Origin of the sequence: Vibrio sp. 10N.261.51.F12 (genome assembly GCF_041471725.1) — a bacterium.
Classification (GTDB): domain Bacteria; phylum Pseudomonadota; class Gammaproteobacteria; order Enterobacterales; family Vibrionaceae; genus Vibrio.
Map to the genome: position 1 here is coordinate 15,268 of NZ_JBFROV010000024.1, position 24,951 is coordinate 40,218.

23 protein-coding genes are annotated in these 24,951 nt (G+C 39.8%); 21 read left to right on the forward strand and 2 right to left on the reverse strand.

Features of this window, described 5'->3' with window-relative positions; translation table 11 throughout:
• Positions 1–101 precede the first annotated feature (101 nt).
• The 20 genes from AB4405_RS15055 (at position 102) to AB4405_RS15150 (ending at position 21,933) form a co-directional block, all read left to right on the forward strand.
• Positions 102–1,721 carry an aldolase catalytic domain-containing protein gene (locus AB4405_RS15055; protein WP_372061601.1) on the forward strand — a complete coding sequence of 540 codons (1,620 nt, stop codon included), beginning with the start codon at positions 102–104 and terminating at the stop codon, positions 1,719–1,721.
• Positions 1,705–2,364 carry an HAD family hydrolase gene (locus AB4405_RS15060; RefSeq protein ID WP_372061602.1) on the forward strand — a complete coding sequence of 220 codons (660 nt, stop codon included), beginning with the start codon at positions 1,705–1,707 and terminating at the stop codon, positions 2,362–2,364. Before AB4405_RS15055 ends, AB4405_RS15060 begins: the two co-directional genes overlap by 17 nt.
• A gap of 2 nt (positions 2,365–2,366) precedes the next feature.
• Positions 2,367–3,116: a 3-deoxy-manno-octulosonate cytidylyltransferase gene (locus AB4405_RS15065; protein ID WP_372061603.1), complete on the forward strand. Its 750-nt coding sequence runs from the start codon at positions 2,367–2,369 to the stop codon at positions 3,114–3,116.
• Positions 3,117–3,573: 457 nt separating this feature from the next.
• Positions 3,574–4,776 (forward strand): oligosaccharide flippase family protein, encoded by a 1,203-nt coding sequence (locus AB4405_RS15070; RefSeq protein WP_372061604.1) that lies wholly within the window; start codon positions 3,574–3,576, stop codon positions 4,774–4,776.
• Complete coding sequence (locus AB4405_RS15075; RefSeq protein ID WP_372061605.1) at positions 4,773–5,942, forward strand: hypothetical protein; 1,170 nt, start codon at positions 4,773–4,775, stop codon at positions 5,940–5,942. Before AB4405_RS15070 ends, AB4405_RS15075 begins: the two co-directional genes overlap by 4 nt.
• 182 nt (positions 5,943–6,124) lie before the next feature.
• The gene (locus AB4405_RS15080) at positions 6,125–7,000 is read left to right on the forward strand and encodes a hypothetical protein (RefSeq protein ID WP_372061606.1); all 876 of its coding nucleotides are present in this window, start codon (positions 6,125–6,127) and stop codon (positions 6,998–7,000) included.
• Between the two features lie 135 nt (positions 7,001–7,135).
• The gene (locus tag AB4405_RS15085) at positions 7,136–8,257 is read left to right on the forward strand and encodes a glycosyltransferase (RefSeq protein WP_372061607.1); all 1,122 of its coding nucleotides are present in this window, start codon (positions 7,136–7,138) and stop codon (positions 8,255–8,257) included.
• Entirely contained in the window at positions 8,258–9,445 is a 1,188-nt protein-coding gene (locus AB4405_RS15090) for a glycosyltransferase (protein WP_372061608.1), read from the forward strand.
• Positions 9,442–10,521: a glycosyltransferase family 4 protein gene (locus AB4405_RS15095; protein WP_372061609.1), complete on the forward strand. Its 1,080-nt coding sequence runs from the start codon at positions 9,442–9,444 to the stop codon at positions 10,519–10,521. The genes AB4405_RS15090 and AB4405_RS15095 overlap by 4 nt, the downstream gene beginning before the upstream one ends.
• Before the next feature lie 2 nt (positions 10,522–10,523).
• Positions 10,524–12,449, forward strand: a complete 1,926-nt coding sequence (asnB, locus tag AB4405_RS15100) for an asparagine synthase (glutamine-hydrolyzing) (RefSeq protein ID WP_372061610.1) — start codon at positions 10,524–10,526, stop codon at positions 12,447–12,449.
• A complete protein-coding gene (locus tag AB4405_RS15105) occupies positions 12,450–13,595 on the forward strand; it encodes a hypothetical protein (protein WP_372061612.1) in 1,146 nt (381 codons plus the stop codon).
• On the forward strand, positions 13,585–14,709 hold the full coding sequence (locus AB4405_RS15110; RefSeq protein ID WP_372061613.1) for a glycosyltransferase family 4 protein: 1,125 nt from the start codon (positions 13,585–13,587) through the stop codon (positions 14,707–14,709). Before AB4405_RS15105 ends, AB4405_RS15110 begins: the two co-directional genes overlap by 11 nt.
• The gene (locus AB4405_RS15115; protein ID WP_372061615.1) at positions 14,709–15,320 is read left to right on the forward strand and encodes a sugar transferase; all 612 of its coding nucleotides are present in this window, start codon (positions 14,709–14,711) and stop codon (positions 15,318–15,320) included. Before AB4405_RS15110 ends, AB4405_RS15115 begins: the two co-directional genes overlap by 1 nt.
• Positions 15,313–15,936: an acetyltransferase gene (locus tag AB4405_RS15120; RefSeq protein WP_372061616.1), complete on the forward strand. Its 624-nt coding sequence runs from the start codon at positions 15,313–15,315 to the stop codon at positions 15,934–15,936. The genes AB4405_RS15115 and AB4405_RS15120 overlap by 8 nt, the downstream gene beginning before the upstream one ends.
• A 54-nt stretch (positions 15,937–15,990) precedes the next feature.
• A complete protein-coding gene (locus tag AB4405_RS15125; RefSeq protein ID WP_372061617.1) occupies positions 15,991–17,166 on the forward strand; it encodes a DegT/DnrJ/EryC1/StrS family aminotransferase in 1,176 nt (391 codons plus the stop codon).
• 161 nt (positions 17,167–17,327) lie between these two features.
• Complete coding sequence (locus tag AB4405_RS15130; protein ID WP_372061618.1) at positions 17,328–19,289, forward strand: polysaccharide biosynthesis protein; 1,962 nt, start codon at positions 17,328–17,330, stop codon at positions 19,287–19,289.
• Positions 19,290–19,638: 349 nt separating this feature from the next.
• Complete coding sequence (locus tag AB4405_RS15135) at positions 19,639–19,893, forward strand: type II toxin-antitoxin system Phd/YefM family antitoxin (RefSeq protein ID WP_372061620.1); 255 nt, start codon at positions 19,639–19,641, stop codon at positions 19,891–19,893.
• On the forward strand, positions 19,886–20,155 hold the full coding sequence (locus AB4405_RS15140) for a Txe/YoeB family addiction module toxin (protein WP_372061621.1): 270 nt from the start codon (positions 19,886–19,888) through the stop codon (positions 20,153–20,155). The genes AB4405_RS15135 and AB4405_RS15140 overlap by 8 nt, the downstream gene beginning before the upstream one ends.
• Before the next feature lie 114 nt (positions 20,156–20,269).
• On the forward strand, positions 20,270–20,581 hold the full coding sequence (locus tag AB4405_RS15145; protein WP_372061622.1) for a hypothetical protein: 312 nt from the start codon (positions 20,270–20,272) through the stop codon (positions 20,579–20,581).
• 386 nt (positions 20,582–20,967) lie between these two features.
• Entirely contained in the window at positions 20,968–21,933 is a 966-nt protein-coding gene (locus tag AB4405_RS15150) for an alpha/beta hydrolase (RefSeq protein ID WP_372061623.1), read from the forward strand.
• 106 nt (positions 21,934–22,039) lie between these two features.
• On the opposite strand, the gene AB4405_RS15155 is transcribed toward AB4405_RS15150, so the two are convergent.
• The gene (locus AB4405_RS15155; protein WP_102467747.1) at positions 22,040–22,270 is read right to left on the reverse strand and encodes a hypothetical protein; all 231 of its coding nucleotides are present in this window, start codon (positions 22,268–22,270) and stop codon (positions 22,040–22,042) included.
• Between the two features lie 504 nt (positions 22,271–22,774).
• Positions 22,775–22,930 (reverse strand): hypothetical protein, encoded by a 156-nt coding sequence (locus AB4405_RS15160; protein WP_372061625.1) that lies wholly within the window; start codon positions 22,928–22,930, stop codon positions 22,775–22,777.
• Positions 22,931–23,483: 553 nt separating this feature from the next.
• On the opposite strand from AB4405_RS15160, the gene AB4405_RS15165 reads away from it, so the two are divergent.
• Positions 23,484–24,857, forward strand: coding sequence for an MBL fold metallo-hydrolase (locus tag AB4405_RS15165; RefSeq protein WP_372061626.1), 1,374 nt, complete (start codon positions 23,484–23,486; stop codon positions 24,855–24,857).
• The last annotated feature ends 94 nt before the right edge of the window (positions 24,858–24,951 follow it).

Consider the following 24,951-nt stretch of genomic DNA (forward strand, 5'->3'; position numbering starts at 1 on the left):
GCGATGTTCATGCGGTTTCCGTGTGATCGTGGGTTTTTCCCGCGCATCAGGGGGTATAAACTCTGATACGCAATAATTAAATTTTAACAATGAGAAGAAATATGAACTTTTCCATTTTGGATTGTACCCTTCGTGATGGTGGTTACTACAACAACTGGGACTTTTCACCTGAAGTCATTACCCAATACCTCAACAGCGTCGCAAACGCGAACATCGACTACGTTGAACTAGGTTTACGCAACTTCGCTAAATCCGGGTTCTTAGGCGCATTCGCTTATACTACGGAAGATTTCATTAATACCTTGACTCTACCTGAAGGCCCTACCTATGGCGTGATGGTCGATGCAAAGACCATCTTAGAATCTGGTATGCAAGTTGAAGCAGCCATTGACGCCTTATTCATACCAGCCGCTAATAGTAAAGTTGACTTGGTTCGTGTTGCGGCACACTTTAACGAAGTCGAGTTTTCAGCACCGATCGTTGCCCACCTAAAGAAACTAGGCTACATAATCGGCTTCAACCTTATGCAAGCCGGTGGTAAACCTGATGAGGTGATTGCCGATAAAGCTCGCCAAGCAGCGAGCTGGGAAGGATTAGATGTCCTATATTTTGCTGATTCACTCGGCAATATGGATGGCCAAGAAGTTCAACGTATTGTAGCTGCGCTTCGTACGCATTGGACTGGTCCTATGGGTATCCACACTCATAACAACATGGGGAAAGGCTTAGACAATACTCTTTCAGCAATGGAAGCGAGTGTGTCTTGGCTAGATACGACAGTGACAGGTATGGGTCGTGGTGCAGGTAACACTCAAACCGAAAGCTTGCTAGCTTACCTAGATAAGAGTGAATCTAAGTATCAACCAAAACCAATCTATGAACTCGTTATTCGTCATTTTGAAGCGATGCAAAAAGAATACGGTTGGGGGAGTAGCTTATTGTACTTCCTAGGTGCTCAAAATGATGTACACCCAACCTATATTCAAAACCTACTTTCAAATACCCACTACGGTACCGATGAAATCATCGGAGCGATAGATTACCTCAGCAAACTAGAAGGCACAACATCATACAATGGAGCGGTGCTGAACACTGCTTTGAGCTTTTCTGACAATAAAGCTGAAGTGACTGGAAGCCAAGATATGCAAGGCCTCTTTGACGGGAAAGATGTACTTGTTATCGCAAATGCTCCAAATACAGCAAAATATGCATCCGCAATTGAGATGTACATTAAAAACATTAAACCTGTGGTTATCTCAATTAATACTACGGCACACATTGCACCTGAATTAATTGACTACCATGTTATTTCTCACAATTCTAAGTTTTTATCAGAATCGAAACTCTACAAAGGGTTAGATAAACCCATCATCCTCCCAAAATGTCGTTTTACAGCTTCTGAGTTGGCAGAACTTGAAGGTTTAAATTTAATTGATTATGGATTGGAGGTTGTAAACGAGACATTTGCAACGCAAGGCACTCATACAACGACACCATACGATATTACTACAGCTTACATCCTTGGTGCTTTGTTGGAATCACAAGTCAACGCCATTTCAGTGGTTGGTTTTGATGGTTACGCTCAAGATGATGTTCGTCAACAAGAGATGGTGGATATCTTGAATCTTTACCATGCGCATGAGAAAAGCCTAGAAATAACATCTTTGACTCCAACCAGCTACCCGGTTGCTAAAGGCTCTGTATATGCCCCAATTAAGTGATTATGATATATACATTTTTGATTGTGATGGTGTCATTTTAGATTCCAACCAATTAAAAATTAAAGCAATGAGAAATGCGCTGGAGGCGCATTACTCAAACCATGAACTTATCAATGATTGCGTCAATTATTTTCGTAACAACTTTGGTAAATCTCGTTTCCACCATGTCGGGCACTTTCTCGATAGTATCCTCGATGTTGAAGAGGCGCAAAGAGACGAACTTGAGCAGTTGATTCTGGCAAGTTTCTCCACACAATGCCGAGTTTTGTATTTAAAAGCAGATATAACACCTGGCTTTATGGCATTTATGGATCAATGTAAAGGCAAGCGATATGTTGCAAGCGGCTCTGAACAAAATGAACTAAGAGATGTTTTTGTACAGAGAGGTTTAGATGTTCACTTTAATGGTGTGTTCGGCTCACCAACGCCAAAAGCAGAGCTTATCCGTTATATTCTTGAGCAAGAAAATAATACAAATGCAATCATGTTTGGTGACGCTGAATCAGATATGTTATCAGCCAAACGGAACCAAATAGAATTTGTGTTCTACGCACCTTACTCCAATGTTAAAGAGAAAATGATTGAGCAATGTCAGTTGCAACAGCACTTGATTATCGATGATTTTTCAACCACGAGATTCTAATCATGAGCAATGAGAAAACCTTCGCTGTCGTTATTCCAGCCCGCTATGAATCAAGCCGATTTCCTGGTAAGCCATTAGTAGATCTGTGTGGTAAACCAATGATACAACACGTTTGGGAACGTTGCTGTTTAGCTGTAGGGCAAGAAAAAGTGTATGTGGCAACTGACGATACGCGTATCCAAAGCACTGTTGAGCATTTTGGTGGACAAGTCGTCATGACAAGCTCTGAGTGTCTAACTGGTACAGATCGTCTTGCCGAAGCGAACTTACAACTTAACTGTGATTTTATTGTTAATGTTCAAGGTGACGAACCACTCATCAATCCAGCTGACATTAATACCGTCATTGAAGCTTTCTTAAAAAGCGGCAATGTAACAAATGCCATGTGTCCTATTACTTCTGAGCAAGAATTTCGTTCGTTTAGCGTGCCAAAAGTTACATTTAGTCGATCAGGTAAACTACTTTACATGAGCCGAGCCGGTATACCTCAAAGTAAGGCAGGAGAATATAAGTTTGGTTATAAGCAAGTTTGTATTTATGCCTTTTCAAAAGATCAGCTGGAATTTTTTTACAGCAATAAAGTAAAAACACGTCATGAGCAAGTAGAAGATATTGAGATACTACGCTTCTTAGAAACCGATTATATAGTTGATATGGTCGAAGTTGAAGCGGGTTCATTAGCTATTGATATTCCAGAGGATGTTGAAAAAGTAGTTTTGGCCTATTCTAACAGTGGGGTCTTACTAGGATAGCAAGCGGGATTCTAGTGTTAAAATAGTTAATTTATTTTGATATAAATAGTATGTGAAATTAGTCCATTATAAATCCGCTATTGGAATTTACTCTTATTCTTCGATTGTATAGGCTCCGTACTTAATTGGAGAGGGAGTCGGTAAATTATCGCTTCATCTATCATATAGGAAGATGAAATGATACGTACTCTAAATCTGAGAGTACTATAGGGATAAACCAACATTATGTTTATTGGAATTGTTAATTATTTTTTATTATGAAGGATTGAAATTAAGGAACTGACCCTAGTGTACTATGGTGCGTAATTTATTAAAGTGCTAATGGTAAAGTTTATTCGTGATAACGTATATATACGTATACTCGAAAGATAGGAAGCTATTCGGTGCATCTAACTCTTAGTATAACTATGCCTGTAGCTCAGGTTTAATAAACAACTTCGTTTTATGGATTATCTCATTGTCAAAAATAGTCAGAACAAATATATTTAATAATATATTTGCAACACTCCTCAATATTTTAGCGCCATTGATTACTATTCCGATTTTAACTTCAGAGCTGGGGATGGCCGAATATGGTGTGTATGTTGCCCTATTAGCAAAAACTGCCTTGTTTGTTGTGTTCGCAGAACTTGGTTTTGGTATGTATTTGGCAAAGGAAATTTCTGTACATAGGGATGATGCCAGTAAGGTATCATCTCTGTTTTGCATCTTTTTATTTGTAAAATTCATTGTTTTCATTATCGCGTCGATTATTTTAGTTAATTTTTCAAAAGAGTTTGGCTTTGTAGAAGTCCTACTTTGTGCTTTCATTTTATTTCAGTTTATAAATATCACCCCTATACTAAGCGGGTTAGAAGATTATAAGTTTTTAACCAAAGCTCAGTTATTAACTAAAATAATAATGGTTTCAATGGTGCTATTTTGTAACTTTGAAATTCATGGTTTGGAAAAGGCGATTTTCATACAAGTTATTGTTGCGATACTATCTAGCTTTATTTTGATATGCTATTTTATTAGTAACTACAAGTTTGTTAGATGCAAAATTAACTTTTCAAAAATTTTAATTGTATTGAGAGGTGGTTTTCCTTTTTATAGTGCCAAGCTGTTTGTTAATCTATACCAACAGTCAAGTACATACTTTGTTTCACTGGTCTTATCAGTTGAATTGGTCGCAATTTATTCCATTGCTATTCAATTATACAAAATTGGGCAGTCTATAATCGGCGCTGTCGCGAGAGTTTTATATACATCTACTGTAAAAACAAAAGATTTTCGGCTGATAAAAAATATAACGATTAAAAGCTTTGTCATACATCTGGCTGCTTTCCCTATAGTTTGGTTTTACGGTGAAGTAATCTTTAAATTAATATTTTCATTTGACGTAACAACTCTTGTTGACTTAAGTGTGTTCCTCTACTTTTCTTTACTAATGGTAATTGTTTCTTCTTATTGGGGGTATCCGGCTCTATCAGCAATAGGGAAAGAAAATTATGCGCACATAGGTATTTTTGTTTCATCAATAGGGTATTTTATAGCATACTACACTACATATTCTTTAGGTGTTGTAACTATTCAGTCAATGATCTATTGTGTTTTGGTTGCGGACTTTTTAGGTATGTTGGTTAGAGTTTATTATGCAAGGAGATTTAAATTAATATGATTGAAAACAAAAAATACAATAGGTATAAAGAGTTAAAAAATAAATTGTTTTTTTTTGATTATAAAGATTATCCCTTAGACTTAGTTTTAGGTAGTTATCTGGCTAGGATGGTTTGGCAACCATCAATACGATTATTTGTTAGTTATTTTTTGTTTAATGTGAAGGATTTTCCTAATCTAAATTCTGGTGATACAATCCTCACATATTCAACCAAAAGAAATGATTATTATGAGTTAATGTCTAGGTTCTTTCCTAATATTATACCTCAGTATGTTCGTATTGAAAGTACTGGAAATGGAAAAGTTAATAATTTGTTCGAATCAATAAGGGCTACCTTTAGGGCTACAGTTTTCTTAAGAAATGTAAAGTGTAAAATAAACGACAAAATAATTCTTGTTCTTGGGGTTTCCCTGGCGTTTAAGGTAATTGATGAAATAGAGAAGAAAGACATAAAGTGTAAGAGATATATAGCATTTAACAGTTCATATCTAATCGAGTCTTTTTTATCTTACTATTTTAGGAAGCGAAAAATACAGACGTATAGTTTACAGCATGGAATTTATTTTGATTATATTAATGAAAAGCCAATTGATGTGATAAACTATGAGAATGTGTGCGCCAATGAAATTATAATGTGGGGAGAGTACTCCAAAAGAGAGGTCGAGAATATTATTCCTAGTTCTTCAAGGTGTAAGGTTTATGGTTATCCAGTTGAGGATATTCCAGAAAGGATGGTCTCCAAAGCGATATTGGTTTTACTACCAAGAAAAATATACTTAAAAGAGTGCGTAGAACTTATTGAATACTTAAAAAAATTTGATGAAGAGTACATTGTAAGGTCTCATCCATCGATTATTTCAAATATGCAAGAAATGGAGTTGTATAAAAATAATATTTCAATTGATAATAATAGTAGTCTTAAAGAAACATTGCTTAAGTATAGATATAGAGCAGTTATAGGTTTTAATTCAACTGCTCTTTTTGAGGCATCCTTATATAAACAGAAAGTGTTGCTTTTTAAAACTGATAATCAAGAATTTAGAAACCCAGGGTTTAAAGAAATCGATATCAATTCAAGCCTTTCTGAATGCGTTTGTGATATAGGTGATAAAGTGGGAAGTGAATATTTTTTTAAGAAAATTGAAGCGTCAAATAAGTTGTGTTAATTTCTTATCGAATTATTTAATTGATATTAACCTAATGATTCTTCAAGGAGGCGATTTTTCGGATGTTATTATTTAGTCTCGTTTTATCTAACATTATTTTGTTTGTGTTTTTTGAAGTATCAATGGCGCCCGTCTAATTTGTATTCTTTGGTAGAGATCTTAAAGTTAAAAGTAAAATTTAAATGGTGACTTCTGAAATGCCTGATGAAAATTATTACAATGTTAGTATTCTAGTTCTTCTTTACAATAAAGAAGTGATAAATTCGGTTACACTAAATACGATTATCTCGTCTAATGTTAAGTTTATAAATTGTAAGTTGGTTATTTGGAACAATGGGCCCAGCCCCTTATGTCATAAAGATATAAAACCATTTCAAGACCTAGGTCTCATGGTTGTAATTAAAGAAACGTTAACTAACGAGTCGTTAGCCAAAATATATAACAAATTTATAGCAATGCAGTTTAGTCATAAATATGTATTTTTAGATGATGATTCTACGTTAAACTCTGTATATCTGGAAGAAACCTTATTGGCTTCTAAAGATGACGTAACCATACCAATGATTCGTTTCAATGGAGAGATAGTGGGACCATTGTGTAATTCCGGTATAATTGAACATCCACAAAGAATTTCTGGTCAGGATAAGGTTACAGCTATAGGCACAGGAATCATAGTGGGAAGCAAGGTGATTGGAAAAATTAGTGATAAATATGATTCTGTATTTGATGAAAAGTTTTATTTATATGGTGTCGACACGACTTTTTTCTTTCGGACTCACAACATCTCTCAGGTTGAATTTAACGTGATTGAAGGCTTTGAGCACTCCCTATCTAGACTCGAGAAGGAATCAGAAGAAAAATCATATTTTCGAATGAAAGAAAGAACCTATGCTTATGCTTTACTAATAAGATATTATAAGCCTTTATTTGTTTCATGTTACTTTTTCTTTCGAACTTTATTATCTACCTTTGTAAAAATATTACTTTTCAAAAGAAATTCTATATTGTTGACCGATTTCTTAAAAGCTTTTATTTTTGGTAAACACTACAGGAGTTAAATATGTAACTATGTTCATCGTGCGCTAATAGATGATTTTATGTTTTTTGGGCTGTGAAGGTACATGTTTTTATTGTTTGAATTTAAATGTTTAAGTGTTATTTCTTCTGATTTAAAATTAGATCTGTAGGTATATGTGAGAAAAATAAAAGTATTACACTGTTTAGTGAGAATTGGCTCTGGTGGTGTTGAGCAAAGACGTTTACTTTTAGCTAAGTATTTGGATGAAAATAAATATGAGCAAGTATTCTTGTGTACGGATGAGATTGGAGAATTGGCAGGTGAGTTTAGGGAGAACGGTAATAAAGTTATTTGTATTGGTCTAATGAAAAATATATTTGATATTGGAAAGTATATAGAGGTTATACGTGTAATTAAAAACTTCAAACCTGATATAGTGCACGGTGCTGTTTTTGAGGGGAATGCACTTGCTACTGTAGCAGGGACATTAACTAGGGCTAAAATCATCATAGCAGAAGAGACCTCAGACCCCGAAAATAGGCGATGGCGTGGGCATTTATTGGTGAGGTTTTTCTTTAGTTTGGCGGATAAAGCTGTTGGTGTCTCACCTTTTGTTTCTGACTACCTAAAATCTAAGTTAAAGATAGATCCAAAAAAAATTGTCACCATTATAAATGGCGTTGCTAATGGGCGTATAATGCCTACGAACAGAGAGCAAACTAGAGAGAGATTATGTATTTCTGATGATACTTTTGTTATCGGTTTTGTTGGACGATTAGAGGATGACGTAAAGCAAGTTAGCTTACTCATCAAGGTAGTTGAGAAACTTGTCAGAGAAGGTAAGAAAGTTCATTTATTAATAGTAGGAGATGGTGAAGATAGAGCATTACTGGAGGCATTATCTAATGATCTGATTTTATTGAAGTGTATCACTTTTGTGGGCTACCAACCTACTACAGACCAGTTTTATGCAGCAATGGATTTGTTTTGTCTTCCATCTAGAAGAGAGTCATTTGGATTAGTCTTGGCTGAAGCTATGTTTGCTAATCTACCTATTGTTGCATCAAATGTTGGTGGTATCCCCTTTGTAGTTGAAGATGGTGTATCTGGCTTATTAGCAAAATCTGGAGATGAGGTAGATTTTTACAATAAAATATTAACGGTTATAAAATCCCCAGTATTAAGGGATAATTTGAGGGAAAGCGGCTATTTACGGGCTTCGAAATTATTTAGCGAAGAGTCTTATTGTAATGCTGTGGATGCTTTTTATACGGATTTACTCAGGGGTAATAATTAATTGAATATTCTTTTCGTCACTTGGGATGGTCCACAAACAAATTATTTATCAAGCCTATTCTTGCCGATATTCAAAGGATTGGTTGAGATGGGATTCAGTGTTTCTGTACTTCAATTTACTTGGGATAATCAAGATAAAATCCAAAGCAATGCTGCTATCTGTGCTAAGTCAGACATTAATTATAACCCTGTGAAAGTACTTAGGAAGCCTTCGGCTGCATTGGGTTCACTAATCAGTGCATGGCATGGCAAAAAGCATATAGCCGATATGGTAAAGCAGTATAATATAGATATAGTCATGCCAAGAAGCACATTACCTGCTTTAGCTAGTATGTTAGCGACAAAAAAAACTGAGTTTAAACTGTTATTTGATGCAGATGGTTTACCGCTTGATGAAAGGGTCGATTTTGCAGGCTCTAACCCTACTTCGATAGTTCATAGAGTCATGCGTGATATAGAGCAGCAAGCGATTGTTAGGGCCGATGCTGTCATTACACGTTCTTCTGTTGCTAGTAATATACTTAGGCATAGAGCTGGTGCAGGGGTTTCAGTAGATAAGTATTTTGAAGTAAGCAATGGCCGGTCCAAAGAGGTATTTAAACCGCTTGGTCATGATAATCGCAATGCTATAAGGAAAGCCTTAAATATTTCCGACTCAGCACCGATAATTGTTTATGCTGGCTCACTAGGCCCACAGTACTGTATGCAGCAAATGTTCTCTTTTTACAATAAAATAAAAATAATGCTGCCCGATACTAAGTTGCTAATCTTATCTTCTGAGTTTTCAGCTTTTAAAGATATAGCTAAATCCGATAAATCTGTTATTTATAAAGCCTTAAATCCCTCTGAAATCCCAAAGTATTTAAGTGCCAGTGATATTGGGCTAGCAATCCGAGAGCCAAGATTTTCTATGCAAGGCGTAGCCCCAATTAAACTTGGTGAGTACCTAATGTGTGGCCTGCCAGTTATTGCAACTGAAGGTGTGGGCGATACAAAAATGATCACTGATAAAGCTGGATTTTTACTACGGGAAAATAGTGAACTCCAATTGAAAAAAGCTGCTGAGTGGTTTACGCACTGCTTTAAAGCAAAGCCTGACGAGGATTATATTGCTACTATTGGCGTTAAACATTTTTCTTTGGAAAACACGGTAGAGCAATACGCAGCAGCGATACAGTTTATAAAATGAAAAAAATATTATTACTTTCTAAGTACACTCGTAAAGGTGCTAGCTCTCGTTTACGAACTATGCAGTATATCTCTTATTTAGAGGCTGAAGGTTTCAGTATAGATATTCAGGCGCTATTTGATGATGATTACCTCACCTGCTTGTATGCAAAAAAACAACAATCAAAGCTAAAGTTAATAAAACTGTTCTTATACAGATTTAAAGCATTATTAAGCAGTTATAAGTACGATGTTATATGGGTTGAATATGAGATTTTTCCTTACTTCCCTGCTGTTTTTGAACGTATTTTAAAGCTGTTCAATGTTAAGTATATAGTCGATTACGATGATGCTATATTCCACAATTACGATTTGTCTAATAACCCTGTTATTAAAAATACTCTCAGTAGAAAAATAGATGTAGCTATGAAACATGCATCTTTAGTTGTATGTGGCAATGAATACCTTATGAGCCGTGCTCGAAATTCGGGTGCAAACGATGTGGTGTATATTCCCACAGTTGTTGACTATCATCGCTACCAACCCATCGATATTGTTGATAATTCTACCATTAATATCGGTTGGATAGGCTCACCATCAACGCAGAAGTATATTGTTCAGTTAGCTCCTGTTTTTCTTGAGCTAGCAGCTAAACATAGTATAAAAATTTCGTTGGTAGGGGCTAGTGCGGATATTCATAATGTGTTCGGTAACTTGGATGCAGAGATCCTACCATGGTCAGAAGAGTTAGAGGCTAGCTATATCCAGTCTTTTGATATCGGCTTGATGCCGCTTGTTGATGGCCCTTGGGAGAAAGGGAAATGTGGTTATAAGCTTATTCAATACATGGCATGTGGGGTGCCAGTAATTGCATCCCCAATAGGGGTAAATACCAATATTGTTAACAACAACAAATGTGGACGCTTAGCTGCAAATAACGAAGAGTTTTACCAACATTTAATAGATTTAATAAACGATAGCAATATGCGAAAGAGTATGGGGGATTATGGTCGCAAGGCTGTAGTAGAGCATTATTCATTGCAGGAACAAGCCCCGAAATTAATCGAGATGTTTCGCTCAACAATTCAGAGGAAGTAATTATGTGTGGTTTTACGGGTTTTATTTCCTACTCATCAACTAAGATTGATTTTCTAGATGCTACTATTATTAATATGAACAATATATTATATAACAGAGGCCCAGATAGTGATGGTATTTGGTCGGATTCTAATATTGGTATTGCGTTAGGGCATAGACGTTTAGCTATCCAAGACTTATCTCCCGCTGGTCATCAACCCATGATGTCTAACTCTGAACGTTATGTCATGGTATTTAACGGTGAAGTATATAACCACCTTGACTTACGTGCAGAATTACCTGGTACACAATGGCGCGGGCACTCTGATACAGAAACTATTCTTGCTTGTATTGATTCTTGGGGTTTTAAGCAAACATTAGAAAAGTTAACGGGTATGTTTGCTATCGCTCTTTGGGACAAGCAGACTAACAAATTGTCTCTGGCCAGAGATAGGCTTGGGGAAAAGCCCTTATACTATGCAGTACATAATGATACGCTTATTTTTGGTTCGGAGTTAAAAGCACTCAAGCAACACCCTAATTTCAAGAGCGATATTGATCGTAATGTATTAGCTTTATATATGAGGCATAATTGTATTCCTGCCCCATATTCAATATACAAAGATACGTTTAAATTAATGCCGGGTTCATTTGTTTGTATAGATTCATCGTTAAATATTGTAGAGGACGTTTATTGGTCGGCAACGAACGTTATCAATAATAATGCACGTAACCGATTTGAAGGAAGCCCTCAGGAAGCTGTTGAGCAACTCGATAAAGTGTTAACTAAAGCCATCACACGTCAAGTATTGGCGGATGTACCTTTAGGTGCTTTTTTATCGGGTGGTATAGATTCGACTAGTATCGTTGCTTTGATGCAGGCTAATACCAATTCTAAAGTTAAAACCTTCACCATGGGTTTTGAGAGTAAAGATTATAACGAAGCTGAGCATGCTAAAGTTGTTGCTAATCATTTAGGTACAGAGCATACAGAACTATATGTTACTCCTAAAGATGCTATGGACGTTATCCCTGATTTGCATCATTACTATGATGAACCTTTTGCTGATTCGTCGCAAATACCTACCTTTTTAGTCTCAAAACTTGCAAAGTCGAAGGTTACTGTAGCTTTATCTGGTGATGGCGGTGATGAGCTTTTTGCGGGTTATAACAGGCATCAACTCAGTAGTAACGTGTGGCCGAAAGTATCAAAGTTACCTTACAGTTTAAGACGAGGGTTAAGTGCTGCTCTTCATTGTTACAGCCCTAGGCAACTTGATAAGCTAAATGCTATTTTACCCAGTCACAGGAAAATGCGCTTACTAGGTGATAAGTTACATAAAGCTGCAAATGTAATTGGAGCCAAAGATGATATGAGCCTTTACTTAGGGCTTGTTTCGCAGTGGAAGTCTCCATCGGATGTTGTGTTAGGGGGGCAAGAACCAGACACGATTATTACAAGTAATAACTTAAGTTCAAATTTAGGCACGACACATAAGATGATGGCATTAGATATGATGACTTACATGCCGGATGATATTTTGACTAAAGTAGACAGAGCCGCTATGGCTGTATCATTAGAAACCAGGGTGCCCATGTTAGATCACTCTGTAGTCGAATTCGCATGGAGTCTACCCTTAAATATCAAGTTAAAAGATGGAATTACCAAGTGGCCATTGCGTGAGTTGTTGTATAAATATGTACCTAAAGAATTAATCGAACGCCCTAAAATGGGCTTTGGGATCCCCCTTGATAATTGGTTAAGAGGCCCTTTAAAAGATTGGGCCGAAGAGTTACTTAATCCAATTCGCTTACAGCGTGAAGGCTATTTTAACGAGAAGCTTGTAACTAAAACTTGGCATCAGCATTTGTCTGGTAACTCTACGTTTACCCAAGAGCTATGGTGTGTGTTGATGTTTCAACAATGGTTGGAAAGCGAGGTTGTTTAGTTGGAACTTACCTTAATTAATACCCATTATGATGTATACATAGCGTTTGCACTATTTTTATTATCCTTCTGGTTGATCTTTAATATATCCAAGCAAGTCCTTGTAGGCACAAAACTTGGGACGATATTATACCTATATCATTCACTGTTTAGTGTTGTGTACTTTGGTTTTGTAAGCAATTATGGAGGAGATGTTGGTCATTATCTCATTAAAGGTGGAGTGTTTGATGGCAGAGGATTTGCTCTCGGCACCGTCGGTCTAGTTCAATTGTGCCGTTTGCTTCAAGACATCGGCATATCTAATTTAGGTATATGGATTTTATTTAATCTTATGGGAGCGATAGGGTTAATTTATGTTGCAGGTTCTTTGTATTCTATAACATCGAAAAAATCGTTTTCTAGGCGAATAGCATTAGTATTTCTATTTTTGCCATCATTAAGCTTTTGGAGCGCAGGGGTTGGAAAAGATGCTATCTCGTTTTTAGCTATGGCTTTGGCTTTATACTCAGCTATATATTTTTCTAAACGAATACATTTGATGATAATAGCGATACTATTAATGCTGTTTGTAAGGCCACATATGGCAGGAATGTTCATTATTGCTATCGTTTTATCTTCTGTTTTACAAAAAGAAATTCCATTACTTACACGCTTGACTATCGGTGGGTTAGGACTTGGTGTTGCTGCAATCTTGATACCGTTTGCGCTTAATTATGCAGGGGTAAACGAGGATGCATCCAATTTAGGTGAATATGTTAAAGGTAGAGCACAAGCTAATTTACATGGAGGTGGTGCAGTGGACATTGCTTCTATGCCATTGCCATTGCAAATGTTTACTTACTTGTTTCGACCATTGCCAATAGAAGCCCGAAGCATTACCCAACTTTTGGCATCTTTAGACAACGTTTTTTTACTTTATTTAGCTTATTTGGGTTTTAAGAGCCGCAGTGTGGTGCGTAATATCGTATTAGAAGGTAACCGTCATTTTATGTGGTTTTATGTGTTGTTAGCGTGGTTGATCCTCTCTATGACTACCGCTAATTTAGGAATATCAGTTAGACAAAAATGGATGTTCACGCCTATGTTGGTTTATTTATTACTAAGCTATATAGCAGCAAGAGAGAAAATTAATTCTAATGAAAAATAAGAAATTTGTATTAATTGCTAGCTTCCCAGGTTCCATTCTCTCATTCAGGGGGGCATTAATTACAGCAATCCAAAAGGAAGGCTATGAAGTCCATGTAATAGCTCCTCACATGGAACTTGAGTTACTTAATGGCCTAGAAGTAGAATCTGTGGTTGTACATCAAATTGAGTTACAGCGAACTGGGCTAAACCCTTTAAAAGATTTAGCCTCCCTTTTTTCTATTGCAACATTGCTTAACAAAATCAAACCAGAAAAGGTGCTTTCTTATACTATCAAACCGGTAATTTACGGATCCATCGCTGCCAAACTGGCTAACGTACCCTCAATATATTCGTTAATTACGGGTCTCGGATATGCCTTTACTGGTGAGGCTACTGGTAAACGTAAAATTATTCAGAAGGTTCTACATGGCATGTATAAAGTGGCATTAAGTACGAATAAACAAGTGTTTTTCCAAAATAGTGATGATAAAGCGCTGTTTAAAAAGCTCGGTTTGAGTCCAAAAACACTTAACCCAACAGTCGTGAATGGTTCAGGAGTTGATGTGTGCAGTTTTAGTACTGCTCCGTTCAGTGATACTTGTGATTTTTTACTGATAGCACGTTTACTTGGCGATAAAGGCGTTCGGGAATATGCACAAGCTGCCAAACAGTTAAAGCTATCTCACCCACAGGCAACCTGTCGCTTAGTGGGTTGGATTGATGATAATCCAGATGCTATCAAGCAGACTGAGCTTGATGAGTGGGTTGATGGTGGCTATATCGATTTTTTGGGCAGAAAATGCGATGTGAAGCCTGCTATCGAGCAATGTAATGTCTATGTATTGCCTTCTTATCGTGAGGGGACACCACGAACTGTTCTAGAAGCAATGGCAATGGGCAGACCAATTATAACCACTGATGCACCAGGTTGTAGAGAAACCGTTAAAGATGGAGAGAATGGCTATTTAGTCCCTGTACAAAATAGCGATGCCATTTATAAATGTATGGTTGAGTTTGTTGAAAATAAAGAACTAATAATAAAAATGGGCGCTAAATCAAGACAGATGGCAGAGCAGAAGTTTGATGTACATAACGTTAACCATAAAATGCTAGCAACAATGGATATGCTGTAATGAAACGCTTAATCGATTTTTCCGCCTCACTACTAGCCCTTATCTTATTATCGCCAATTATGCTTATTACCGCTTGGCAGATAAAAAAGAAACTAGGTAGCCCAGTATTGTTTAAGCAGCAGAGACCAGGTCTAAATGGAAAGCCATTTAACATGCTTAAATTCCGCAGTATGAAAGATGGAGTGGATAGCAACGGTAATTCACTCCCCGATGAAGACCGCTTAACGCCATTTGGTCAAAAACTTCGTGCAACAAGTTTGGATGAGCTTCCGGGGTTACTGTCAGTACTGAAAGGGGATATGAGCCTAGTAGGACCTCGTCCCCTGTTAATGCAATATCTACCTTTATATAACAAACGCCAAGCTACTCGCCACCATGTTCGCCCTGGTATTACTGGCTGGGCTCAGGTGAATGGACGTAACGCCATTAGCTGGGAGCAAAAGTTTGAATACGATGCTTGGTATGTAGAAAACCAATCCCTTTGGCTTGATATGAAAATACTGCTTTTAACGGTAAAAAAAGTATTATTTAAAGCAGACATTTCAGCGGACGGGCATGTAACCATAGAGCCATTCAAAGGTACGCCAGAGCCGAGTAAACCTAATGACTAATATAGCCATCTTAGGCTCCAGCGGTCACGGTAAGGTAATTGCAGAGCTTGCAGTATTAAATGGATTTCACCATATCCATTTTTTTGATGATGCATGGCCAAATATTGCTCAACTCGAGCATTGGCAAGTTGTCGGTAATACCGAATCGCTGATAAGACAATTAGGTGACTATGATGGTGTTGCGATAGCTATAGGCAACAATGCCATTCGCCTTGAAAAGTTTGCTCAGCTAAGCGCATTAGGAGCGCAGCTAGTAAACTTAATTCACCCTTCAGCTGCAGTAAGCGAGCTTGCTAAGCTAGGAAAGGGCGTTGTGGTAATGGCTAACGCCTCAATAAACCCGTTTGCATCTATTGGGAATGCTTGCATTATTAACACTAACTCATCCATTGACCACGACTGTGTTCTTAGAGACGCGGTACATATTAGCCCTGGAGCTAACTTAGCTGGTGCAGTTTCAATAGGGCAATGCAGTTGGATTGGTATTGGTAGCCAGGTAAAACAGCTGATTAATATTGGCGTTCACGTTGTTGTGGGGGCTGGCGGTACAGTAATAAACGATATACCTGATAATCAAATGGTTGTGGGTACTCCCGCAAAACCGTTACATAAATAGTCATAAATTGTCTTTCTGGATCCAAACCCAGAACTTATTCTCTTTGGAATATTCATGCTAAATACAAATTTTTCTCCATGGCCTAGCTTTACTCAAGAAGAAGCGGACGCCGTAAGTAAGGTTGTACTTTCAAATAAAGTAAACTATTGGACCGGCCAAGAAGGTCGTGAGTTCGAAAAAGAATTCGCGGCTTGGGCAGGCTGTGAATATGCCATTGCATTAGGTAATGGCACACTTGCGTTAGATGTCGCGCTTAAAGCGCTAGGTGTTGGTGTGGGTGATGAAGTGATCACTACATCACGTACTTTCCTAGCGTCTGCTTCGTCCATTGTCACCTCGGGTGCAAGCCCTGTGTTTGCGGATGTGGATTTAAATAGCCAGGTCATTACCGCAGAAACCATTGAAGCGGTGTTAACGCCAAAAACCAAAGCGGTAATCGTGGTTCACCTTGCAGGAATGCCAGCAGAGATGGATGCCATTATGGCGCTGTCTGAACAGTACGGTTTCTACGTGATCGAAGATTGCGCCCAAGCACATGGCGCAAAGTACAAGGGCCGCAGTGTCGGGTCTATCGGACACATTGGTGCGTGGTCTTTCTGCCAAGATAAGATCATGACTACAGGTGGTGAAGGTGGCATGGTCACCACCAATGATAAAGACTTATGGTCGTTTATGTGGTCTTACAAAGATCATGGCAAGAGCTATGACGCTATTTATAACCGTGAACACGAACCGGGTTTTCGTTGGCTACATGAAAGCTTTGGCACCAACTGGCGCATGACCGAAATGCAAGCCGTGATTGGTCGCATACAGCTTACTCGTATGGCTGAATGGACAGCATCGCGCCAAGCGAATGGCAAAGCAATTGATGATGCGGTGGCTGATTTACAAGTGGTACGTCGCGTTCAGGTGCCGGAGTACAGTGAGCATGCGGAATATAAGCATTACCTGTTCGTTGAGCCGCAACAGCTTGCAGAGGACTGGACACGCGACAAAATTGTGGATGCTATTGTGGAACTAGGCGTACCGGCTTTTCAAGGTAGCTGCTCAGAAGTGTATTTAGAAAAAGCCTTTGATGGCACGCCGTGGCGACCAAAGCAGCGTTTAGCTAATGCAGTGGCGCTAGGAGAAACCAGTTTAATGTTTTTAGTTCACCCGACGTTAACGTCGCAAGAAGTAGAAAAAATGTGTCACGCCATTAAGAGCGTCTTACAACAAGCACAGCGTTAACAATAGCGTGAGCAGTTTTTTATATCGGCTCTGATGTCGGCTTAACATCAGAGCCGCTGTACCTTTCTGGTACTTTCTACTCTATAATCCCATCGTTAACCAATCGCGGCTGACGATGCTCATTATTATAAAATAAACATTCGTTGGCGAAGAGAAAACTTATGCAGCATATCCATTTTATATGGCAACTATCGCGCGGGCAGAAACGACTGATCAGTGTTTTCATTGATGCCGTATTAATCTTTATATCCTTGCACCTAGCAATGTGGACACGATTAGGCGAATTCAGTTACCTCGAAAATACCGACTATGACCTAATATCTGTACTGGTTATTGTATCGACGATCATTATTTTCACTAAACTGGGTTTATACAGAGCGGTGCTGCGTTATCTTACCTTTCATGCCCTCTTTGTGGTGACATTAGGCGCAACCTTGTCAGCTATAGTGCTAGCGGTGCTTGCGTTCTATTTCCAAGAACAAGTCCCAAGAACCGTCCCTATTATCTACGGCGCATTCTTAGCACTCTTTTGCGGTGCGCCACGGCTTATGGTGCGTTCACTGTTTGCCACCAGAAATACCCGCAGCAGCAAAGAAGTGGTGATTTACGGTGCAGGCTCTGGCGGTAGGCAGTTAGCGCTGGCGCTAAGAAGCTCCGAGCAATACCGAGTGCGCGCGTTCATTGATGACGACAGAACCCTCACCAATACCGTCATACTAGGCTTGCCCGTAATCCCTATGGATGATGCGCACCGCTTAATCTTAAAACACGAAGTGCAACAGATATTGCTGGCGGTACCTAGTGCGTCGCGCGCACGTCGTAAGGTTATTATTGAAAAGTTGGCGCCGTTACCAGCAGAAGTATTAACCGTGCCAGACATGTTAGACATCGTGTCGGGTAAAGCGACCATTGATGAGCTAAAAGACGTGCCGATTGAAGACTTGCTAGGGCGAGACGCCGTTGCGCCTCAGTCGGTGTTAATGGAGCAAAATATTCGTGATCAGGTGGTAATGGTCACTGGCGCAGGGGGCTCGATTGGGTCTGAACTTTGTCGACAGATTTTATTGCAAAAACCGAAGTCGCTTATTTTGTTTGAGCTGTCTGAATTTTGCTTGTATCAAATCGATCGTGAGCTCACGCAAATTAACGACAGTGAAGATCTCGGCGTGGCGATTATTCCATTATTGGGCTCGGTTCAACGTTTTCATCGCCTGCAAACCTCACTAGAAGCCTTTAAAGTCGACACGGTTTATCATGCCGCAGCGTACAAGCATGTCCCGTTGGTCGAATACAATGTGATAGAAGGCGTGCGTAATAACATCTACGGCACGTACAACACCGCAAAAGCAGCGATTGCCGCTAATGTGAAATCATTCGTGCTCATTTCAACCGACAAAGCCGTGCGTCCAACCAATGTGATGGGCACAACGAAACGCATGGCGGAACTTGGCCTGCAAGCCTTGGCGGAAGAAGAAGCGAAAAAAGAAAACGGTACCCGTTTTTGTATGGTGCGCTTTGGTAATGTACTGGGTTCATCTGGCTCAGTGATTCCTTTGTTTAAAAAGCAAATCGCCAACGGTGGCCCGCTCACGGTGACTCACGCAGATATTACCCGCTTCTTTATGACCATCCCTGAAGCGGCGCAGTTAGTGATACAAGCCGGTGCCATGGGGAAAGGTGGCGACGTGTTTGTGCTTGATATGGGTGAGTCAGTTAAAATTACCGATTTAGCGAAAAACCTAGTTAGCCTGTCGGGGATGGAAGTGAAAGATGAGGCTAACCCGGACGGCGACATAGAGATTCAGTACACAGGGTTAAGGCCTGGTGAAAAACTGTATGAAGAGTTGCTGATTGGCGACAACGTTAGCCAAACCGCGCACACACGGATTATGACTGCAAAAGAGGTGCGCTTACCGCTTGCTGAGTATGATTGCCTGTTAGAGCGCCTAGACAACGCTTGCCATGATATGAACCACGAGCTAATTCGCCAATTATTGTTAGATGCCCCCACGGGTTTTGCCCCGTCAGATGGCATTAGCGATAAAGTTTGGGTATCAAGGCAAGTTGAGCGACAAGATAATGTGATCGACTTTGATGATAGTGTGATAGTGCAAAAAGCCTAGTGTTATAAACATAGCGTTATTAACCTAGTGTTATAAAACTAGCGAAAGCATCATAAAACCCAAAGGCAGCCTCTCATCAGGTTGCCTTTTTTGTTTGTGGCTTTTACTTTAGCTTCTATCACCAAACTTGCTATCCTTCCCTCGATATTTAGTCATGCTTGCTCTGCCCCTGCAACACTGGACACTCGGTTAAGCGACATTCTGTTTTTCAAAGTTGATTGAGAGAAAAAAAAATACAGGACAGCCATAGATTTCCCAATTTTCCAAAAAAATCGTATGTTCAACTCACTGTACAAGTAGAGTGATAAAGACTACACTTGTTCCATTAAATGTACATGTGGAGGTTCTTATGAGAATCGTATCTTTTACTGAAGCTAGAAATGGTCTCAAAGCCGTTTTAGACGGTGTCGTTAACGATGCTGATACAACAGTTATTACACGTCGTGACTCTGAAGATGCAGTGGTGATGTCTTTAGACTACTACAATAGCCTTATGGAGACTGTGCACTTACTACGCTCTCCTAAAAACGCTGAGCATCTAAACCGCTCGATAGAACAGTACCGTGCAGGTGCAACAACAGCACGAGGGTTAATTGATGAGTAGTAGGCAGCGTATACTGTCGTGGACTGACGACGCTTGGGATGATGACCTGTATTGGCAAACGCAAGACAAGAAAACGCTTAAGCGCATCAATACACTCATCAATGATGTTAAGCGCTCTCCATTTGAGGGTATTGGTAAACCAGAGCCGTTAAAAGAGAACTTATCTGGTTTTTGGTCTCGCCGTATTGATGACACTAATCGGCTTGTGTACGCAATCGATGATAACGCAGTAACAATAATTTCCTGTCGTTACCATTATTAAGCCTTATTAGAAGAGCAGAATAAACGAGAATAAATTGGATACCCATATAATTGACGCTACCATTTAGTACGGCATGTCGATACCGCTACCGCAAAGTCTTGGAGTGATGAAGAGGTGGCTCAGCGTTGGACTACGTTATATAAAGCACCCATGCTAGTTACTCGCTGGCTCAAAGGCGAGTTAAAGTCCAAAGCTGAAACGCGCAAAACGCTCGAACTCATAGATGAGTGGCGTGACCGATTGAGCGATATCTCTTGGTTTATGCGTAATCTTAATGAGTATGTCGCACGTGAGACCAATAAAGAAGAGGGCTGTAAAGGCCGGTTCTGGGAAGGGCGCTTTAAGTCTCAAGCCTTGCTGGATGAAAAAGCGTTGCTTAGCTGTATGGCATATGTCGATTTAAATCCAGTGTCAACGCCAGTTTAAAATTGACCCACTTATCGACGTTATCGCCGAAGTAAAACTGACCCACCCACGTAATTAACTTCTACTTTCAGATAGATTTTCTAGTACAGTTGGTATCGCAGTCATTAATGACTTAATCGCAAACATTCTTAAGGTTTGAGCGTACCTCTGAGTAATTCATTACACATCATACTGGTCTTCTCTTTTGCTAAAACACACTTCAATATATTACGTACTTGTTTAAGTACAACTTTGTTATGGGGCGGCGGGACGATAAGGCAGAACCCTGCAACTTTAAATGCGGTGGTAACAGCAAAATGCTTCTTCACTCGCAGCTAGCGAGTTCTCTCATGTTAAAGCGGTTTTCCTAACTAACCTTTGATGAATACCATTGTGAGAGGAACCCTATGCTATTTATTACCAATCGAATCCCCAATCAATCTGCACGTTCTAAAAAGAATCGTGCCATTTCTTTTAATTATCAAAATACCGACATCTCTAAATGGCTCTACTTTTGTGAGCGTCGCGGCAGCGGGGACTATGTGGAAGTATTATCAGAAACCTTGTTTGCCAAGCTCAAGGCACTACCCAATGAGACTCAGATATTATTTTACTTACATGGGTTTAATAACAACATGGAGCCGGAAGTTTTTGAGCGAGCAACCGAACTGCAAGCGGTATTCGATAAGCAGAAAAAAGGCTTAGTCTTGGTCGTGCCGATTATTTGGCCGTGTGACGATGATCATGGCGTTGCCATAGTGGATGATTATTGGGATGACCAAAAAGCGGCCGATCATTCAGGTGTTGCTTTTGCGCGTTTATTTTATAAATTTGATGCGTGGCGCCGAAGCAGTGTGCAGCAACAGTTTCCCTGTTTGAAGCGCATGAATGTATTGGCGCACTCTATGGGTAATCGCGTATTAAAAAACGCCATGGCGTCATGGGTAGAGGATGAGCGATTAGGGGGGATGCCACAATTGTTTAGAAATGTATTTATGGTCGCAGCGGATGTGGAAAACCACTGCTTGCAAGAAGAGGAACCTGGTCGGCACATTGTCGATGCGAGCAAAAATGTACTCGTATTTTATGCCAGTGATGACTTGGCGATGTCGGCATCGAAAGTGGCTAACCTGAAAAATATCACTGCCTCACGCCGTTTGGGTATGACAGGGCCAGAAAATTTATCGCTATTGCCGAAAAAGGTGTACGAGTTTGACTGCGATGGTTTTAATAATCGCTTTGATTTCCCTGCTGGGCATAGCTACTTTTTAACCGATAAGAAAGGCAATATCAGCCTAATTATTCAGACGATGTTTGAGGCGATAAAAACCGGTCGAGTCAGTGGTGATAAAAGCCAGCGACTTGATGATTGACTAGGACCTTATTCGCGTCCTAGTCATTTACCCCTAACCATGCATTGTTCACCGATGGGTTAATGTCTGGTTTTTTAAGTGGTTTTGGCTACCTTGAAAGGCGCCGTTAGTCTGGCATCGCTCGTCGCATTTGATCTGCATTCTTAAAAAACCAAAATGATCCTAAGCAAAAGAAAAGTGTGCAAAGCGAAGCTAGGATAATTTGGATATTTTCCGTGACCAATAGCATGGCAATGGCAGCGAGGGCCAAGGCTATGACGATAAATTCAACAAAGCGGCCAGCACCTTTGTTTTTATGGCGAAATGAAGCGTAGCGAAGTGTGAGTGACAATCCCATATTAGTTACATTCCCAATATTGATGACGACCGCTTATCCTTGAGGTCTGTCTATTTTAATCTTTGATCAAGTTACTTGGTTATTCATAATGAACATTATAAGGATACGGCAGGGAGTATAATTTTATTAAATGCGGATTTTAAAAGTGGAATGAAGCTCTAATTTACAAGGCTATCAATAAGTGTGAGTGCGCATAATAAAACTTATTAATAAGTTTGGGATATACGAAAAGAACGGAAGCACCTCAGTTACGCGGAAGATAACGTGCTTCATCGGATGAACGCTAAAGTGAAGCCTGACTTTATGTGGTCATTACAGAAAAGGGCGGATAAGTGCCCAATTTCTATTTGAGTTGTTAGGCTGTTTGTTACCAATGCAAGTCGAGGTCCTGACCGATTAATGTGCTTTGTTCGTGTTCAGGTATCGTCTGCCAGTTTGCTAAAATTTGCCTGACTTCTAAATCGTCGACAGCTTTACTGATGACTTTATTCTTGGTTTTTAACTCTAGTGAATATTGCCCTTGAGCTTTTGCAGCGGTGGTGTGTTGCCATTGATTTTTTGAAGCGGCCAACGTTTGTATTGGTCCCCAAGCGAGGGCAAAGCGAGTGCAAAGCGAGTGTCAGGCAATTCTAGCCAAAGTGTCAGAGAGCTGCAGTCCATAAATCTTCCTTGATAGCAGTAACTTAAAAGCATCTGTGACAAGCAAGTCATCAGTGCAATATTGTGGTTATAATGTGATGTTGCTATTTTGTTAATTTATCGTGTTTGTTTCGTGTTGTCTAGCTATAGTGATTTTGCATATTACTTCCGTCGTCTTACTCACCCTTGCTAGTTGGTACTCTTACTTATCGCTTATTGCTTATCGCTTAGCTATCTATGTACTGACCGTGACCTATCTAAAGCTGGTTGCTTGCATATCAGCCGCCACTTCTAGCTCAATGCTCGTTTTTATATCAATGTTCATTTCTATATCAACGCTCACCTCTCTTTTTATTGTTATCCCTGCGCAGGAATGACGAGGGTGTGGTGAATGGCTGTGTTGTAGGAGGGATGAGGTTGTGGAGATCAGTTGGAGCTTTGATCATTGCGTGGGAAAGTTGAATTTTAGTATGAGGAACTGCGATCGAGTACGTATAGCGTTGTGCCTTGGATTGAGTTGATTTGAATATGCGAGAAAGTACCAACTAATGTTAAGCCGATGAAAGGGACACCGATGCAAAAAACAGACAAACCTATTCAGTTAGCTCCCGATGTTTACGTGGTTCACCATGGCGGAAAAAACACCGTGACGGGCTCTTGTCATGAGCTGATGATAGGGCAAGATTCCATACTGATTGATTGTGGTTTATTTCAAGGTGAAGACGCTGGTGGAAAACGTTTAGACATTGAGTTCAGCATAAAAAAGGTGAGAGCGTTAGTGCTTACTCACGCCCACATTGACCATATCGGGCGGCTGCCATGGTTATTGGCCGCTGGGTTTCGTGGTCCGATTTATTGCACTCAAGCAACGGCTCACTTGGTGCCTTTAATGCTAGAGGATGGCCTAAAACTTCAATTAGGGCTAAACCGCTATCAAAGAACGCGCATTCTCGATCTTGTTAGTAAGCACTTATACCCAGTGAGTTATGGCACATGGATACCAGTGAAAGCCCCAAACCGTGCGTATTTCACTTATCTTCGCTTTAACCCAGCAGGCCATATTCTTGGGAGTGCGTACGTAGAGGTCAAACTCCCAAACCATGAGATTGCGGTATTTTCAGGTGATTTGGGGCCAAGTAATACGCCTTTGTTACCGGACCCAGTACCGCCCAAGCGAGCCGACTACCTGTTTTTGGAAAGTACTTATGGTGACAAAGACCATGAAAGCATTGCCACTCGAAGTGAGCGATTACTTACTTTGATTAACAAAAGCTTGCAGAACGGCGGTGTGATTATTATTCCTGCTTTTAGTGTCGGTCGTACGCAAGAATTGCTGTTTGATATTGAGTCTTTGCTGCATTCTCACAACTTGAATGCACAGCTGCCTATTATTATCGATTCTCCCATGGCTGCCAAAGTTACCAACGCGTACAAACAGTATCGGAAACTGTGGAGCAAAGAAGCCAAAAGAAAGCATGCGCAGGGACGTCACCCTCTTAATTTTAAACAACACGTAGTTATTGATGACCATCGAGCACACCTAAAACTGGTTAATCGACTGGCCTCAACCGGGGAGCCAGCCATTATCATTGCTGCATCGGGTATGTGCCAAGGCGGACGAGTGATGAACTACTTGCAAGCGCTGTTACCAGACGCGAGAACGGACGTCATATTTACTGGTTATCAGGCGAAGGGAACGTTGGGAAGATCATTACAACAAAGCGCTTCAACGGTCTTGATTGATGAAAGCGAAATAACGGTTAATGCGAGTATCCATACGATGTCGGGCTACTCTGCGCACGCTGGTCAGAGTGATTTGGTTAACTTTGTCAAAGGTTTGGATATGGGGCTAAAGCAATTGCATTTGATTCATGGTGAAGAGAGGAGTAAGCAAGCACTGATTAAGGAAGTGACTCGCATTCTTCCATCGACTAAACTTACCAGTTAGATGCTTGATTAAGCTTGTCATTAGTCAGCGTGAGAAGGGTTCGCGCTTGGCCGCTATCTCAGGTACAATTTCCACTATTTTCTCTGAGTTTGAA

Bases quoted from the DNA above. Each gene is read 5' to 3' on its own strand.
- AB4405_RS15055 (WP_372061601.1), top strand. From the start codon at position 102: ATGAACTTTTCCATTTTGGATTGTACCCTTCGTGATGGTGGTTACTAC.
- AB4405_RS15060 (WP_372061602.1), top strand. From the start codon at position 1,705: ATGCCCCAATTAAGTGATTATGATATATACATTTTTGATTGTGATGGT.
- AB4405_RS15065 (WP_372061603.1), top strand. From the start codon at position 2,367: ATGAGCAATGAGAAAACCTTCGCTGTCGTTATTCCAGCCCGCTATGAA.
- AB4405_RS15075 (WP_372061605.1), top strand. From the start codon at position 4,773: ATGATTGAAAACAAAAAATACAATAGGTATAAAGAGTTAAAAAATAAA.
- AB4405_RS15080 (WP_372061606.1), top strand. From the start codon at position 6,125: ATGGTGACTTCTGAAATGCCTGATGAAAATTATTACAATGTTAGTATT.
- AB4405_RS15095 (WP_372061609.1), top strand. From the start codon at position 9,442: ATGAAAAAAATATTATTACTTTCTAAGTACACTCGTAAAGGTGCTAGC.
- asnB (WP_372061610.1), top strand. From the start codon at position 10,524: ATGTGTGGTTTTACGGGTTTTATTTCCTACTCATCAACTAAGATTGAT.
- AB4405_RS15110 (WP_372061613.1), top strand. From the start codon at position 13,585: ATGAAAAATAAGAAATTTGTATTAATTGCTAGCTTCCCAGGTTCCATT.
- AB4405_RS15115 (WP_372061615.1), top strand. From the start codon at position 14,709: ATGAAACGCTTAATCGATTTTTCCGCCTCACTACTAGCCCTTATCTTA.
- AB4405_RS15120 (WP_372061616.1), top strand. From the start codon at position 15,313: ATGACTAATATAGCCATCTTAGGCTCCAGCGGTCACGGTAAGGTAATT.
- AB4405_RS15125 (WP_372061617.1), top strand. From the start codon at position 15,991: ATGCTAAATACAAATTTTTCTCCATGGCCTAGCTTTACTCAAGAAGAA.
- AB4405_RS15130 (WP_372061618.1), top strand. From the start codon at position 17,328: ATGCAGCATATCCATTTTATATGGCAACTATCGCGCGGGCAGAAACGA.
- AB4405_RS15135 (WP_372061620.1), top strand. From the start codon at position 19,639: ATGAGAATCGTATCTTTTACTGAAGCTAGAAATGGTCTCAAAGCCGTT.
- AB4405_RS15140 (WP_372061621.1), top strand. From the start codon at position 19,886: ATGAGTAGTAGGCAGCGTATACTGTCGTGGACTGACGACGCTTGGGAT.
- AB4405_RS15150 (WP_372061623.1), top strand. From the start codon at position 20,968: ATGCTATTTATTACCAATCGAATCCCCAATCAATCTGCACGTTCTAAA.
- AB4405_RS15155 (WP_102467747.1), bottom strand. From the start codon at position 22,270: ATGGGATTGTCACTCACACTTCGCTACGCTTCATTTCGCCATAAAAAC.
- AB4405_RS15160 (WP_372061625.1), bottom strand. From the start codon at position 22,930: ATGGACTGCAGCTCTCTGACACTTTGGCTAGAATTGCCTGACACTCGC.
- AB4405_RS15165 (WP_372061626.1), top strand. From the start codon at position 23,484: ATGCAAAAAACAGACAAACCTATTCAGTTAGCTCCCGATGTTTACGTG.